The sequence below is a fragment of the Leptolyngbya sp. AN10 genome, from assembly GCF_050565645.1.
Taxonomy (GTDB): domain Bacteria; phylum Cyanobacteriota; class Cyanobacteriia; order Leptolyngbyales; family Leptolyngbyaceae; genus Leptolyngbya.
Genome location: NZ_JBNXVP010000017.1, coordinates 101,820 through 116,196, shown reverse-complemented (window position 1 = coordinate 116,196; position 14,377 = coordinate 101,820). Strand labels below are relative to the sequence as shown.

At 45.8% G+C, this 14,377-nt stretch carries 12 protein-coding genes; 8 read left to right on the top strand and 4 right to left on the bottom strand.

Annotation, left to right across the window (positions count from 1 at the left end; translation table 11 throughout):
- Nucleotides 1-2 precede the first annotated feature (2 nt).
- The 6 genes from ACQ4M5_RS23185 to ACQ4M5_RS23160 all read left to right on the top strand — a co-directional run bounded on the left by ACQ4M5_RS23185 (nucleotide 3) and on the right by ACQ4M5_RS23160 (nucleotide 8,437).
- Nucleotides 3-2,027, top strand: coding sequence for an FHA domain-containing protein (locus tag ACQ4M5_RS23185; RefSeq protein WP_430678052.1), 2,025 nt, complete (start codon nucleotides 3-5; stop codon nucleotides 2,025-2,027).
- Between the two features lie 20 nt (nucleotides 2,028-2,047).
- On the top strand, nucleotides 2,048-2,491 hold the full coding sequence (locus ACQ4M5_RS23180) for a hypothetical protein (protein WP_430678051.1): 444 nt from the start codon (nucleotides 2,048-2,050) through the stop codon (nucleotides 2,489-2,491).
- A 110-nt stretch (nucleotides 2,492-2,601) separates the two neighbouring features.
- Nucleotides 2,602-3,933, top strand: coding sequence for a protein kinase domain-containing protein (locus ACQ4M5_RS23175; protein ID WP_430678050.1), 1,332 nt, complete (start codon nucleotides 2,602-2,604; stop codon nucleotides 3,931-3,933).
- 27 nt (nucleotides 3,934-3,960) lie between these two features.
- Nucleotides 3,961-5,625: a phosphate/phosphite/phosphonate ABC transporter substrate-binding protein gene (locus tag ACQ4M5_RS23170; protein WP_430678049.1), complete on the top strand. Its 1,665-nt coding sequence runs from the start codon at nucleotides 3,961-3,963 to the stop codon at nucleotides 5,623-5,625.
- 77 nt (nucleotides 5,626-5,702) lie between these two features.
- On the top strand, nucleotides 5,703-7,280 hold the full coding sequence (locus ACQ4M5_RS23165; RefSeq protein ID WP_430678048.1) for a protein kinase domain-containing protein: 1,578 nt from the start codon (nucleotides 5,703-5,705) through the stop codon (nucleotides 7,278-7,280).
- 8 nt (nucleotides 7,281-7,288) lie between these two features.
- The gene (locus ACQ4M5_RS23160) at nucleotides 7,289-8,437 is read left to right on the top strand and encodes a PP2C family serine/threonine-protein phosphatase (RefSeq protein ID WP_430678047.1); all 1,149 of its coding nucleotides are present in this window, start codon (nucleotides 7,289-7,291) and stop codon (nucleotides 8,435-8,437) included.
- Here the strand turns inward: ACQ4M5_RS23160 and ACQ4M5_RS23155 are convergent, their stop codons facing one another.
- From ACQ4M5_RS23155 to ACQ4M5_RS23140, 4 genes are read right to left on the bottom strand one after another with little or no spacing between them, the layout of a single operon-like run.
- Nucleotides 8,438-10,393, bottom strand: coding sequence for a S9 family peptidase (locus ACQ4M5_RS23155; RefSeq protein ID WP_430678046.1), 1,956 nt, complete (start codon nucleotides 10,391-10,393; stop codon nucleotides 8,438-8,440). It lies immediately after the preceding gene.
- A complete protein-coding gene (locus ACQ4M5_RS23150; protein WP_430678045.1) occupies nucleotides 10,390-10,689 on the bottom strand; it encodes a hypothetical protein in 300 nt (99 codons plus the stop codon). The genes ACQ4M5_RS23155 and ACQ4M5_RS23150 overlap by 4 nt, the downstream gene beginning before the upstream one ends.
- Before the next feature lie 29 nt (nucleotides 10,690-10,718).
- A complete protein-coding gene (locus ACQ4M5_RS23145; RefSeq protein WP_430678044.1) occupies nucleotides 10,719-11,624 on the bottom strand; it encodes an RluA family pseudouridine synthase in 906 nt (301 codons plus the stop codon).
- Entirely contained in the window at nucleotides 11,621-11,989 is a 369-nt protein-coding gene (locus ACQ4M5_RS23140; RefSeq protein ID WP_430678043.1) for a Lin0512 family protein, read from the bottom strand. The genes ACQ4M5_RS23145 and ACQ4M5_RS23140 overlap by 4 nt, the downstream gene beginning before the upstream one ends.
- A 173-nt stretch (nucleotides 11,990-12,162) precedes the next feature.
- Here ACQ4M5_RS23140 and ACQ4M5_RS23135 point away from each other — a divergent pair, with 173 nt between their 5' ends.
- Nucleotides 12,163-13,353: an RNA-guided endonuclease InsQ/TnpB family protein gene (locus ACQ4M5_RS23135; RefSeq protein ID WP_430678042.1), complete on the top strand. Its 1,191-nt coding sequence runs from the start codon at nucleotides 12,163-12,165 to the stop codon at nucleotides 13,351-13,353.
- Between the two features lie 82 nt (nucleotides 13,354-13,435).
- A complete protein-coding gene (locus ACQ4M5_RS23130) occupies nucleotides 13,436-14,257 on the top strand; it encodes an alpha/beta fold hydrolase (RefSeq protein ID WP_430678041.1) in 822 nt (273 codons plus the stop codon).
- The last annotated feature ends 120 nt before the right edge of the window (nucleotides 14,258-14,377 follow it).

Genomic DNA, 14,377 nt, shown 5'->3' with positions numbered 1-14,377 from the left:
GTATGCAGATTCAACTTTCTTGGGACGATCCCATCACTGAAGAACAACAGCAATATCAATTTGAAACCCCGATCGCGATTGGTCGAGAGCTAGAACAGTTACCAAAGACTGATCAGGGTCAAACGGTTTCTCAATTGATGCTACTAGATGCAAATCGTAAGATATCTCGGTTCCATGCTTGGATTGCAGTTAAGCACAACCAATTGATCGTCGAAGATCGCAGTGCGAATGGTTGCTTGTTGAATGGTGAAAAATTTCAAGGTCAACAACGTCCGATCGATAGTGGAGATGTCTTACGGATTGGAGCTTATGACATTACAGTGATAGTGCTGGACGCGCAAGAAGCTACGATCGTTGAGCCGAAGTTATCTACGATCGTGACTCCGCTTTCTCAGGTGGGAACCGTTCCTCAAGATGCTGCACCTCGACCTTCTACGATTATTTTTAATCCAGAAACGGATGCGATTCAGACTCAGATCAAGATTCCAACTCCTGCACGTCAATCATTTCCGCCTGCTTCATTGTTTGCGGCTGACGTAGTTTCGGTTTCGGCACTTCACGCTTCTGGATATCCGATCGACGAAATTGAATACGTCACGATCGGCGGTGGAATGGGTAGCTTTGTGTTTGCAGATACACTCCGAATTTCAGGGGTAAAGTCTGAACAGATTGCAGTCTTAAGCATTCAAGAAAAGCCTTATAAGCGATATGAAACACTGCTAAAGAACTGTCAAATTCCGAGATATAAGCGAATTCGATCCGGGTCAGATTCTTGTCCTGATAACATTTGGGGTTTTCCGGGTTATGCCTTGAGAGATGCTTGTCGATCGGTGAGTACAGGACAGATTGGATCAGCATTCGGATTCTTATGGCAAGTCTTTTCAGAGCCGATCGCAGATACTTACACACCAAGAGCGAGAGATGTGTTTGATTCGATGGATCGTGAAGCGAATCGAATTAGCTGGAATCGAATGTGGCGATATGCAAGTGTTCGGAGCATTCGGAAAACAGAAGATGGACGTTATGTGATTGCTTATTCTGCAACTCGTCCTCCCGGTGCGCCAAACTATCGATTTTTGATTGCTCGATACATTCATCTAGCGACGGGCTATCCAGCATTGAAGTTACTGCCAGACCTGCAACAGTATCGGGAAACAACAGGTGACTTAAAATCTGTAGTTCAGGGCTATGAGCCGCATGATCATATCTTTGAGCATTTGGAAAAACAGGGTGGAACATTGCTCGTTCGCGGATTTGGGATTGTTGGATCACAGATTCTCGATCGCGTTTATGAAGCTCGGAAGCAGAATCCGAAAATTACGATCGTGCATCTCAGCCGGACTCCGAAGAAAGGAAATCGATTTGGAGTGGCAAAGCGATATGTTGAGAATCAGTGGGAGTTTCAGCCGTTTAATTGGCCCAAAGCAACTTGGGGCGGCGATATGCGATCGCGTTTAGAATCGGCTGATCCACTTAAACGAAGAGAACTTTTAGAAGCTTGGGGCGGGACGACAACGGCAAGTCGATCGCGCTGGCGACAAATTGTGAAACAAGGACTTCGAGAAGGCTGGTATGTCCTGAAGTTCGGGCAAGTGGAAAAGGTCGAACGGAGTCCGGACGGCAAGCCGATTACTTATGTGAAAAATCGGGACTATCCAGGATTTGACAAGATTGAAGCGGACTTTGTGATTGACTGCACAGGATTAATTTCAGACCCGAAAGATAATCCATTGCTGGGTGATTTGATCAGCCATTACAAACTTGATCTCAATCCTCAAGGGCGATTGCACGTTGAGAATAGCTTTGAGATTAAGAAAATGCGGAACGATCGCGCTCGAATGTATGCCGCAGGAATCATTACGCTGGGTGGACCTTATGCGCCTGTGGATACGTTTCTGGGCTTGCAGTATGCGGCGCATCGGGCTGTTGAGAGTTTAGCGCGATTCCGAGCACCGAATGTTCGATATATCGAAGGACTACGATCGCTGTTTCAATGGCTCAAGTGGGCAACAAATCAAGCACCATAGTTATTTAGAAGAGAACTACAATGACACTTACATTGATTGGACGGTGGCAAACGCGAACATTCTTGCTTGTTACGATCGGACTTTTTGTTAGCTTTCTATTTTCTACAGGAATCATTGGTCATGCACCAGGCACAATGTATTATTGGGTATTGCTCTACGTGTGGGCTTTTGGACTGTGCTGGGATGTGCTCTATCATCAGTTGCAGCAGTTTATGTGGGATCATGACTGGCCCGGACTCTTTCAATTAGGAACCGCGATCGTAGAAGGATTGTTTCTCGCTGGAGCAATACGTTGGATCGGATTGCCCGGAACAGAAGCAGCAGCGGCACATCTCGATCTATTTGCCTTGCACTATAGTTTGGTATGGATCGCAGATTATTTCTCCTCTTGGGTCGTGATGCGGCTTCTATTTCCGCGCTGGCGCTTTCGGGGTGGAGAATGGCTCGGTCGCTGGTCAGTGTAATTGCTTTAGTGTAGTTGCTTTTGTTTCCCGCACTGAGAACTACATAAAAGTGCAATCTACACAGATTGGATTCGATCCAGAATTGAACTGTGAGCTTGGACGAGGGAACAATGAGCCAGCTTTTATCACCACAACAGTCTATTCAAACCACAACGGGTCTACCCTGTCAGGTTGAAGAACTTCTTGGCAGTGGGTCACAGGGCGAAGTCTATCGAGCACGATTGAGCGATCGAGCAGTCGCGCTGAAATGGTTTCATTCTTACTACATTCATGAAGATGCTGGATTGTTGGAGCGGTTAACTGACCTTGTACACTTAGATGCTCCAACCGATCAGTTTCTTTGGCCCTTTGCGATCGTCACTTCTCCAGAAACTTCCGGTTTTGGCTATGTGATGCAACTTCGAGAGGCAGGGTATCTCAGTACCGTGGATTTAGTGAAGCGGAAAGTGAAACTGGGCTTTCGAGTGTTATCGACGATCGGATTAGAGTTAGCCGATAGCTTTTTACAATTGCATAGTCGGGGATTGTGTTACCGCGATATTTCGCTGAATAACGTTTACTTCCATCCTCAATCGGGTCATGTTCTGATTGGCGATAACGATAATGTGACGATCGATGGTTCTACAAGCGGTGGAGTCCTGGGAACCCCGGATTTTATGGCTCCAGAAGTTGTGCGTCGAGAAGCATTACCCAGTAAGCAAACGGATCGGTATTCGCTGGCAGTGCTACTGTTCTGCTTGCTTCACAATCATCATCCGCTTTATGGCAAAAAGGTATTAGATATTTCTTGCTTAGATTTACCTGCTCGGATGCGGTTGTGTGGAACTGATCCAGTTTTTATCTTTGATCCGCACAATCTATCGAACGTTGCATTACCAAAGTCACATCCAATCGAAGCAGGAGCGAACGCGATCGAGTTTTGGTCGATTTATCCGCAGTTCTTGAAAAATTTATTCGTACAGTCTTTTACAGATGGACTGCGTGATCCGCAACAAGGACGAGTGCTCGAAAGTGTGTGGCGATCGGAAATGGTGAAACTGCGAGATTCGATCTTTCACTGTCCGCAGTGCGAGGCTGAGAATTTTTATGATATTCAGGCGTTTAAAGCTGCGATCGACCCTGTAAAATCCTGCTGGCGTTGTGATCAACCTTTAGAAGCACCGCCTAGAATGCGATTAGATTCGGGACTGATGGTGATGTTGAACATGGATACGCTGTTGTATCCGCATCATCTCGATCGCAATTGTCCCTACGATTTTTCTCAACCTGCGGCGCGAATTATTCCCCGCTTCGATCTCAATCAACTGATTCTACAAAATCTATCTGACCAACCTTGGAAAGTGATCGGAACACTGCAAGACATTCAACCGCTTCAAATGTTGCCGCTCGAATCTGGGATGAAGATTCACTTCGGTAACATGCTAGGAGAGATTCGACTATAGCAACGCTATTCAATGAGGAACCAAACAATGAGAAGCCAAACGATGAACAGTGCAGCGCGAGATATCTTAAGAAAGCTAGTCGAAGAGCTTGGTAGTAATGTTGCAGATAATCCTCAACAATGGCGAGGTTATCTCAACGATCGACTTGCACATTATCAACTAGAGCGCAAAGCCTTGACCACAGCACTGAATGAGCGTGTTCCGGAAGAATTACTCTCTTCTCAAGTGTCGATCGCGCCTGAAGTTCAGATCGATCGATTGTCCTCGCGTTTAGTTGAACAGCTTGGATTGCAACCAGATGTCGCACGTTGGGCGGTTGAATCTTGGGCAGTGGCATTAGGCATTGCAAAAGGTAAAACTTCAAGAGGAAAAAGCACAAAAATCGATTCAGTTTTACCTGGCAATAAGAACAATCCTACTAAGCAGCGATTAGCAATGGGACTGTTAGCATTGGGCGCGATCGCTGGAATTGGATTCGCAGGTTCACAACTGTCGCAAACTATCAACATTGCTGGAGATGGCGGCGCTCCAACTGAACCAAGACCAGCGCCACTCACTCGTTTAACGGTGGGCGTGTATATTTCAGTCATTCCAAATCAGGGCGGAGGTCAGCCAAATCAACCTGCCTTTAATCCCAAAGACGGCTATCAGAAATTTGCAGACTACTTGAAAGCTGAACTCCCGAAGCGGTTTAATCGGAACATTGAAGTCAATGTCGAGTTTATTGATGCAACTGGGAGAGCAGCATTTGATCAAGTGCAATCGAAGCTCAAGAACAAAGAATGGGATTTGGCTTTCACTGCGAATCCGCTCCTTTCTGCTACTGCAATTCAAAATAACTATACGTTTGCAGCCCGAATGCAGCCCTCGAACAATGAGAGCTTTCATATTGCATTAGTGACGCGAAATGATAGTCCGATCAAGTCTCTAGAAGACCTCAATCGCAATCCTAACTATACGATCGCGCTTGGAAATTCAGATAGTCCTTTCTTTTATGTTCCCGTGTACGATTCTTATGGTCGAACCTTGCGTGTTGATCCAAACAATCCGACCCCGGTTGCTGCGGGCATCAGTGTGTTAGAAGGTCGTGCAGATGTGGGTGTGCTGCCCGCTGAATGGGTGACAGAAGAACCTTCTAGAGACTTGCCAGAGCGGTTTAGAGCAATTCGGCAACGGTTGCGGAGTGGACTGAGATTGATCAGTGCGAGTCGATCGATTCCAACCGCAGGGGTGTATTTTTCACCACAGATTAGCCAAGCAGATCAAGAAACGCTGCGGAAAGCATTGCTCGAAGCTCCAGAAGAAACGCGCAGAGCCGCACGATATCGGGAAGGAGCATCGGGAGACTATGCTGAACTGGTGAAGATTGCAGAGCGAGTCGATCAGTTTCTTGCTTGTACTGATCCGACTAAGTGGAAATCGGGCGATCGTATTCAATTTAGCTGCTCGAATGCGATTACGGGTCGGGTGAATGGATTTGGATTTGCAGATGAGAATACAGACTATTTCACGCTTCAAGTTGATGGCGGGAAACTACATCGAGTGCTTGTTCCAAAGCAGATTTTAGTAGATGCGGGAGTGCCTGATGTTAGTAAGGTGAAGCGTTTAGCAGTTACGGGGGTAACTCCGAATGAACAAGGAGAACTTCGAATTACAGCCGCAAATCAGATTAAATCGCTACCTGCACAGTAAGTTTGATTTTTGCGATCGACAGTCCACTGTTCAATCGGCATTGTTTTCCTAATTGTTTTCCTATCGGCATCACACCCATGAAATCAGAAATTCCTCCTAACACGATTATTCACAAACGCTATCAAATCTACGATGTTCTCGGACAAGGTGGATTAGGACGAACTTATCTTGCCTTTGACAAAGAACGCTTTGATGAGCGCTGTGTTCTCAAAGAATTTGTTCCAAACGGCATTAGTGAACAAAGCCTGCCTAAAGCACGAGAGTTATTTAATCGAGAAGCTAAGATTCTTCATCAGATCAAGCATCCTCAGATTCCCGAATTTTCTGCATTTTTTGAAGAAGATGAACGATTGTTCTTGGTGCAGCAATTCATTGAAGGTGAAACTTATGCAAAATTGCTCTATCGGCGGTTAGCCCACGATCAAGTGTTCTCTGAAGCAGAAGTCGTTCAATTGCTCAAGGCATTGCTTCCGGTTCTAAGCACTGTGCATGATCAAGGGATTTTGCATCGGGATCTCTCGATCGATAATATGATGCTTTCCAACGGCGTTCCTGTGTTGATTGATTTTGGAGTTGGAACTCAATTTAATCTGAATCAACCTCCCTCATCGTTTGTTGGAAAACCTGGCTATTCCCCATTTGAGCAATTGAGCGAAGGAAGATGCTTGCCGAGTAGTGATCTGTATGCGTTAGCTGTCTGTGCGATCGTGCTTTTAAGCGGACGACAACCGAACCATTTATTAGCTGCAAGGAATGGTAGTGCAGCTTGGCGATCGTGCATTACGGTGACGGATATTTTTGCTCAGATTCTCACGCGGATGTTGGCTTTTTCGCCTGAAGAGCGTTATCAATCTGCGGATGAAGTTCTCGATGCACTGCAAGCGATCAAAGTACCATCGACGAATCTTTCTGTTAGTTCTCAGTTCTCGATCGCGTCTGATGTGTTGACCTCAATGCCTGATCTTCCAGGTGGAGCAATGGCAACACGACCGCTGCATTTCATCTGGATTTGTGATTGCTCTAAGTCAATGGAGATCGATGGCAAAATTCAAGCGCTGAATACTGCGATCGAGGAAGTCATCCCGCACATGAAAGCTGCTGCTGGAGACAATCCGAATGCTCAAGTCTTACTCCGGGCAATTCGATTTTCAAAGGGTGCAGAGTGGGTCATTCCAGAGCCAACCCCGATCGAATCCTTCCGCTGGAATCCGCTCACCGCCGATGGAGATACCGATTTAGCTGCTGCTTTACACCAAGTTGCAGAACAATTAAAAGCACCTCCGATGAACACTCGTGCGCTACCTCCTGTGTTAGTTCTGATCTCAGATGGATATCCAACCGATAACTATATCGAAGGATTGAATGCTTTATTTGAGCAATTCTGGGGACGCAAAGCGATTCGAGTCGCGATCGCAATTGGTCGAGATGCGGATTACGATGTGCTTCAGCAATTTATTGGTCATTCCAGCTTGAAACCGCTTCGAGCGAACAATCCTGAAGCATTAGTCAGACAGATTAAATGGGCTTCGACTGCTGTACTTAAAGCGGCTTCTGCACCTGCGAGCTTTGCAAAAGATGGGTCGCTTAATAGTCTTCCAATTCCGTTATCTACTCCGTCTCCAGTGTCGGGTGGAACGTATGACGATCGTTGGTAATCACAGTCATGAACTATTTATCTTGGCGCTGCGATGGTCGATCGATTCAAGGAGCATCGCATCAAAGAACTGGATTGGTCAATCAAGATGCGATTCATTGTGAAACGCTAAAGATCGGACAGCAGCAAGCTTTAATCATGGTGGTTTCGGATGGACATGGGGGAGAGAGTTACTTTCGCAGTCACATTGGAGCGAACTATGCAGTTAAGGTCGCTGCAAACATAGTAAAAGGAACGATTCTAAAACAAGATAGTTCTCGATCGCTAAAACAGATACAACATCAGTTACCGCAGCAAATCGTAGAACAATGGCGAAGGAGTGTAATCACTCATGTTAAACGGTATCCGATTACTGAGGCGGAATGGGAAAAACTTCAAGTGCAGGAACCTTGGCAGGGAGATGTTTCGCGATCGCAGATTGAACAAGATTTAGCGATCGCTTATGGTGCAACTTTATTAATGGTAGTGATTACAGACAAATTTGCTATCTATTTCCAAATTGGTGATGGCGACATTCTCTGTGTTCAATCGGATGGTACGATTCAGCATCCTTTACCACCTGATCCGCGACTGGTAGCGAATCGAACGATTTCACTTTGTACACCGCAAGTTTGGCAAGAATCACGGTTTAAGATTGTCTATACTGCTTTGCCTGCGATGATACTTGCCTCAACGGATGGATATGCGAACTCTTATGCAACCGATGAGGACTTTCAGCAAATTGGTGCAGACTATTTGAGGAAGATTCGACAGGAGGGATTCGATCGAGTGATTGCAAACTTACCGATTATTCTCCAAGAAACTTCACGACGTGGGAGCGGTGATGATGTCACACTTGGCATCATGTACTTAGAAGGAGCAAATCCCGCTGTCTCTTTGATACCGGAGAATCCGCCTCTTTCAACTGTGATCGAACCCGTTAGAATTAGTGCGACTCAACCGGGAAAGCGATCGTGGTTTTGGGTCATGCCAATTCCAATTTTGGTCGCTGGAATTGGCTATTTTGTCTTTTTGCAACAGCGATCGATGACGAATACGGTTCCACCTGCGATCGTTTCGCCATCTGCGCCAGTTCAAGTTAGTCCGTCACCGAAACAATCTCCGAGACCGAAGCCAAAAAAGACTCAGGAAAAAGTAAGCGACGATCTCGGATTTTGATTATTTCAGCAGGGTTTCTCTAATGAACATAATTGTGGAATAGAATTGAAAATCCACATTTCTCTTTTTAGAGAATCCGTGTCCTTCATCTTTTGCCATCAAATACCAGACTGGAACGCCGTTGTTTCTCACTGTTTTAACAATTTGTTCTGCCTCATTTAGAGGCACACGTGGATCGTTTTGACCGTGAATCACAAATAGCGGCTTTCTGATTTTTTCAGCATTATTCAATGGCGAAATTCTTAACAGAAACTCTCGCATTTTTGGATCGCGTTCATCTCCGTATTCAACACGGCGCAAATCTCGACGATAGCTTTCAGTTCGTTCTAGAAAACTGACAAAGTTCGAGATTCCGACAATATTGATCGCGGCACGAATACGATCGCTATAATTCGTCGCGACTGCCAGAGACATATAGCCACCGTAACTGCCTCCGGTCACTAGAATTCGATCTTTATCTAAGGTTGGCTGAGTCGCAATCCAATCGAGTAATGCACCAATGTCTTTAACCGAATCTTCGCGCAGAAAGCCATTATCAAGCTGCAAAAATGTTTTTCCGTAGCCTGTGGAGCCACGTACATTCGGGAAAAGAATCGCAACACCCAATTCATTCAAGTAATAGTTATTGCGTCCCAAGAAACTCGGTCGAAATTGTGCTTCAGGTCCACCGTGGATGTTGATAATAACCGGACGTTTGCCTGTGAATTTTGCAGATGGGCGGTAGAGAAATCCTGAAATTGTTCTACCGTCAAAACTCTTCCAGCGAACTAATTCAGGTTCAGAAAAGTTCGAGGTGTTTAATCCGCCTGTTTCGCTTTCTGTCCAGCGATCGATTTTATTCGTCGTCACATTCAGCGAGTAAGCATCCGCTGTCGATCGCGCTGAAACTAAAGTGAATCCTAGATCCTGGTTGTTTCGATGCCAACTAATCCCGCTGACTTGCCCGATCGGTAATTTTGGCAGCGACTTTTCTTGATTTGTTGCAGTATCGATCAAATGCAAGACACTGATTCCATCTTCATTTGAAACATACGCCAACAATTTCCCATCTTCAGAAAGATCGAATTCTTCGACATCCCAAGGAATTTGTGTGGTCAGATAAGTATGTTTCAGAGTTGCCAGATCGATATAGGCTAATCGCTGAAATTCCGATTCCCGATCGGTCACAACATATAGCCCTTTTCCGTCTTTACTAAACACACCACCTTGATAAGAAACCTTCTCTTTTCCGCCTTTCGGAGTAATCAGTTTCTTCTCACCAGAATTCGTATCTAAAGTCCAGAGATAACTCTCATTCACTGATACAAATTCCATCATTAACAATTGTCGATCGTCAGGCGACCAATTCATGCCACCCCAACCACCACCTTCAACTTGAGCGAGTAAGCGATCGCTTTTCGGACTTGCTGGATCAATCAGATAAAAATCGTTATCTTTTCCTGTCCGACGAGTCGAATTGTAAATCATGCGATCGCCTTTATTTGACCACACTCCCCCGCTATTTCTCGACTTACCATCGGTGAGTAATGTGACATCTCCGGACGCAAAATCATAGCGGTAGAGTTGATTGAACTCATTGCCACCAGTGTCCTTACTGAAGACAAAATAATCGCCTTTTGTCGGTTGATATCCTGCCCGAAAAACTGGCTCTGCAAAGAAGGTCATTTGCTGCCGACTTCCCAACGGAGCGGAGACGCGATGAATTTGAGGTACATCTCCGAATCGTGTCGTAATCAACAATTCGCGCCGTTGAGGATGCCAACTGAGCAGTCCTGCCGATCGGAATTGTGTGTATCGATCGACCGTTTGCGCGAGCGATGCGGGAATCGGTGGAATCCCTTCAACGACAAGGTTATCGCCAGGGGTAATCGTGTCTGCTGCTTGTGCGACTGTCATAAACCCAGAAATTAGAAAAACCGCTAAAACTGCGGCGATAAAGCGAGTAAAAAATTTCATTTCGTCAGTGTAGTCCGATTCAGCGACCTCGGAACTTGATTCTCCGGGTAGCGAGTTGCTGGATCAATTTTTAGCAGATTTTCCTGCTGTCGTTGCGATCGCTGATTCAACAGTTCGATTTCTCGCTCTAATTGTGCGCGTCCTTGATTGAAGAAATCTTGCGAATTGAAAGGAGTCAGATCGCGAACGATGCGTTGTCGATCGAAGCTCGATAAATTCGGAATGGCTTGAGCAAATCCTGGAGAACTTGCAATCAGAGTGACGGCTGGAACAATCAGGAACAAAGGTTTAAACATGGTGAACCTTAGAAAGTGATGCTCTCAATCTAGCGAATCTTTGAGGGAGATAATAGTTCCGGCGGCTGGGATTGAACTGTGACCGATTTTGCTTGGGTCGGATGATTTAGATAGACTTCATAGCTATGCAGCAAATATCCACAATCGCTCGGAATTGAACTGTGATCAATCGCAGTTCCACCAATTCCATAAAGCGGATCTCCTAAGAGTGGATAGCCTGCAAATGCAAGGTGAATGCGGATTTGATGCGGTCTACCTGTGGGAATTGTGACTTCTAACAACGTTGCATTTGGAAGTCGATTTCGCTCTAGAACGATACAGTTACTAATCGCTTCTTTTCCGCTGTCTGTCGCTGCGTAGAGATAGCCTAATTGAGGATAAGCAACTTTGCCGATTCGAGTGTCGATCGTGAATTCATCTCTCTCTGGAATTCCCACTGCAAGCGCACGATAGCGTTTTTGAATTTTGCGATCGCGCAACTGTTTCGATAGGTTCGATCGTGCCTCTTCAGTCTTTGCTAAAACAATCACTCCTGATGTTCCTCGCCCCAATCGATGAATCGGAACGGGAGGCGTTTTATACTCTCGTCTGAGCCATCCCCACAAGGTATTTTCAAGAAATCCTCCGCCCGGTAATACAGGCAATCCAGAAGGCTTATCTAGAATTAATAGTTGATCATCTTCGTACAGTGTTGCAATCTCAAAAGAAACCTCTAGCTCAATCCACGGAGCGCGATGATACTTCAATACTTGTCCACGTTGCAGCAATGTATCTGGATCAGTGTTCGGAATGTTGTTGATCGAAATTGCACCAGATTGAATCCGATCGAGCCATTCTGCTCTAGTCGAGTGCTGATAGCGTTGAGCATAGTACTCTAACAGCGTCATTCCTGATTGATTAACTCGATCCTGATAAATCCAACCTTGATTGATCATTCCGGTTGTTCAACAAACACAGTAACGGATGCAACTGCGACATACATATCATCATTTTTGTCGTTGAATTCCTCGATCGCTCTTCCCTTCACAATCATTCCACCGGATTCCACCTTGAGTGTTTTTTGCCCAAAGGGTAAGACTTGCAGCACTTCTTCGGCTCGAACTTGCTCAGGATACGGAACTGCGATTTGAACTTCGATCACCATCTCATTCGGATGACCCAGCTTTGCCACTTCCCAAATTCCTGGTAAAGCATTATGAGCGATCGCATTTCTCACCGCTCTTGATGCTGCGACTGTTGGATCTTGTCCATGTTGATCCACACCCATGCCCATCTCAATCACAAACCGTTTTAATACCATTACACGTTCCAAATATTGCTTATCTCTCTTCGGGGAATATCCCATCCGCCATGCGGTGGGGATGGATAGCGACGGCGCGGTAGCGCCAATCTCTAGGATATCAATGCAGAAAGACTCTCAACGCATCTTATGATGAATATGCTATCATAAGACTATCGTGATTAGGTCGAATCATGCTTGTTTTAGAGTTCAGAAGCTACGGTAAGGCATCGCAGTTCAACGCCATTGATGAGGCGATTCGGACAACTCAGTTCATCCGAAATAAGTCGATTCGGTTGTGGATGGATGGCGGCGCTAAATCTTGCTTTGATCTCAATAAATACTGTGCTGTATTGGCAAAAGAGTTTGACTTTGCGAACAAGCTCAACTCACAAGCGCGTCAATCTGCATCAGAACGAGCATGGTCAGCCATCACGCGATTCTATGACAACTGCAAGAAGCAGATTCCCGGCAAGAAAGGCTTTCCGCAATTCCAGAAAGATTGTCGCTCGGTTGAGTACAAGACCTCTGGATGGAAATTAGCAGATGACCGGAAATCCATCACTTTTACCGACAAGTGCGGCATTGGTCGATTGAAGCTGAAAGGTACACGCGATTTGCATTTCTACCAACCTGCTCAAATCAAACGGGTGAGATTGGTGAAACGTGCAGACGGTTACTATGTTCAGTTCTGCGTTTCAGTTGACCGTACTGAATCGGTAGATCCATCGGGAAGCGCTATCGGGTTAGATGTCGGGCTAAATGATTTCTACACCGATAGCAACAATCAGACCGTTGATAATCCGCGCTTTCTCGGTGAAGGTGAAAGACGGCTGAAGAAGGCTCAACGTCGCGTTTCTAAGCGCGTCAGAAGCTCGAACAACAGACGGAAAGCAAGACAGGTTTTAGGTAAGCGCCATCTCAAGATAAGTAGGCAGCGTAAAGACCATGCGGTGAAACTCGCAAGGTGCGTCATCACATCAAACGATGTAGTCGCCTATGAAGACTTGAGAATCAAAAATATGGTGCGGAATCATTGTCTTGCCAAGTCAATCAACGACGCATCTTGGTATCAATTCCGTGTTTGGTTGGAATATTTTGGCAAAGTGTTCGGGAAGATCACGATTGCTGTCATTCCAAACGGAACGAGTCAAGAATGCTCTCAATGCGGCACTGTGGTCAAAAAAGCACTATCGACACGAACACATATCTGTCAGTGTGGATGTGTGTTAGACCGTGACCACAATGCAGCGAGAAACATCCTCAGTCGGGGATTAAGTACGGTAGGGCATACCGGAACTTCCATGCTAGACATGGGAATCGCTTGGGGAGAAGACACCTCTACTCATGTTGGCTTGCGCCTGCATGAGCAAGTGACTTCGTAGAGCCAAGAATCTCCATCCGCCTATGCGGTGGGGAGTGTCAATGATAGTACGTTAAATTAGAGGCTGAAGTGGCTCGATCGATATGAAAAAAATCATCCAAATTCAGCTTAATTTCGATAGCTTAAACACAGTTCCCGCTGCTTATCTCGAAGTCGGAGAAGGAACGCCAATCTTAATGCTGCATGGCTTTATGGGAGAAGCCTCTTGCTGGTTGCCTTTGAGCAATCACCTGAAATCGAACTTTCGCTGCATTGGATTAGACCTATTCGGATTCGGACAGTCTGCCCGCCCCATGATTCAATATGACATTGCCAAAGAAGTGGCTTTTTTACGGCAAGTCGTTGAAACATTAAACCTAAATTCGTTTTATCTATTGGGACATTCATTTGGTGGTTGGGTGTCTGCTGCCTATTCGCTTCAGTATCCCGATTCTGTAAAGGGTTTGATTCTGGCGGCTCCTGCGGGAATTCGAGATGATAGCTTTGCTGGACGGTATGATCATCTGCGCCCAATTCTGTGGGAAACTCCAGCGATCGATTGGGGCTTGGAATTGATTAAACCGATCGCAGGACTATTCGGACAAGAAAAACTAATCGGGCAAATTTCCTGGATGCGACGTGAACTGACTACACAACCTGCGGCACGATCGTTTCTCGTCGATCGACTTAGACCCGAAGATGCGATCGACACTGTAGAAAAAGAAATTCATCGCCTTACAGTGCCAACTTTAGTGATCACAGGCGATCAAGATGAAACGATTCCACTTTGGCATAGTGAAACCTACGCGAATGAAATACCGAATGCTAAATTAGTCATCTTGCCAAACGCAGATCACAGCCTACCCCAAAAATTTGCACCAGAACTTGCAACCCAAATCACACAGTGGTCTTTGACGTATCAGTAGCGTTCTTAGAAGCGCGATCGTGGGCAAACTGAAGCCAGTCACACCGCACTTCCTCGTTGTGAGAGAGTTGCGATCGTTCTTTACTGATTCCGCGTGAACTACTTCATTCACCCACCTCAG

Excerpts from the sequence above, each read along its gene's own strand:
- ACQ4M5_RS23170 (WP_430678049.1), top strand. The coding sequence starts at position 3,961 with ATGAGAAGCCAAACGATGAACAGTGCAGCGCGAGATATCTTAAGAAAG.
- ACQ4M5_RS23130 (WP_430678041.1), top strand. The coding sequence starts at position 13,436 with ATGAAAAAAATCATCCAAATTCAGCTTAATTTCGATAGCTTAAACACA.
- ACQ4M5_RS23180 (WP_430678051.1), top strand. The coding sequence starts at position 2,048 with ATGACACTTACATTGATTGGACGGTGGCAAACGCGAACATTCTTGCTT.
- ACQ4M5_RS23165 (WP_430678048.1), top strand. The coding sequence starts at position 5,703 with ATGAAATCAGAAATTCCTCCTAACACGATTATTCACAAACGCTATCAA.
- ACQ4M5_RS23160 (WP_430678047.1), top strand. The coding sequence starts at position 7,289 with ATGAACTATTTATCTTGGCGCTGCGATGGTCGATCGATTCAAGGAGCA.
- ACQ4M5_RS23185 (WP_430678052.1), top strand. The coding sequence starts at position 3 with ATGCAGATTCAACTTTCTTGGGACGATCCCATCACTGAAGAACAACAG.
- ACQ4M5_RS23135 (WP_430678042.1), top strand. The coding sequence starts at position 12,163 with ATGCTTGTTTTAGAGTTCAGAAGCTACGGTAAGGCATCGCAGTTCAAC.
- ACQ4M5_RS23175 (WP_430678050.1), top strand. The coding sequence starts at position 2,602 with ATGAGCCAGCTTTTATCACCACAACAGTCTATTCAAACCACAACGGGT.
- ACQ4M5_RS23145 (WP_430678044.1), bottom strand. The coding sequence starts at position 11,624 with ATGATCAATCAAGGTTGGATTTATCAGGATCGAGTTAATCAATCAGGA.
- ACQ4M5_RS23150 (WP_430678045.1), bottom strand. The coding sequence starts at position 10,689 with ATGTTTAAACCTTTGTTCCTGATTGTTCCAGCCGTCACTCTGATTGCA.
- ACQ4M5_RS23140 (WP_430678043.1), bottom strand. The coding sequence starts at position 11,989 with ATGGTATTAAAACGGTTTGTGATTGAGATGGGCATGGGTGTGGATCAA.
- ACQ4M5_RS23155 (WP_430678046.1), bottom strand. The coding sequence starts at position 10,393 with ATGAAATTTTTTACTCGCTTTATCGCCGCAGTTTTAGCGGTTTTTCTA.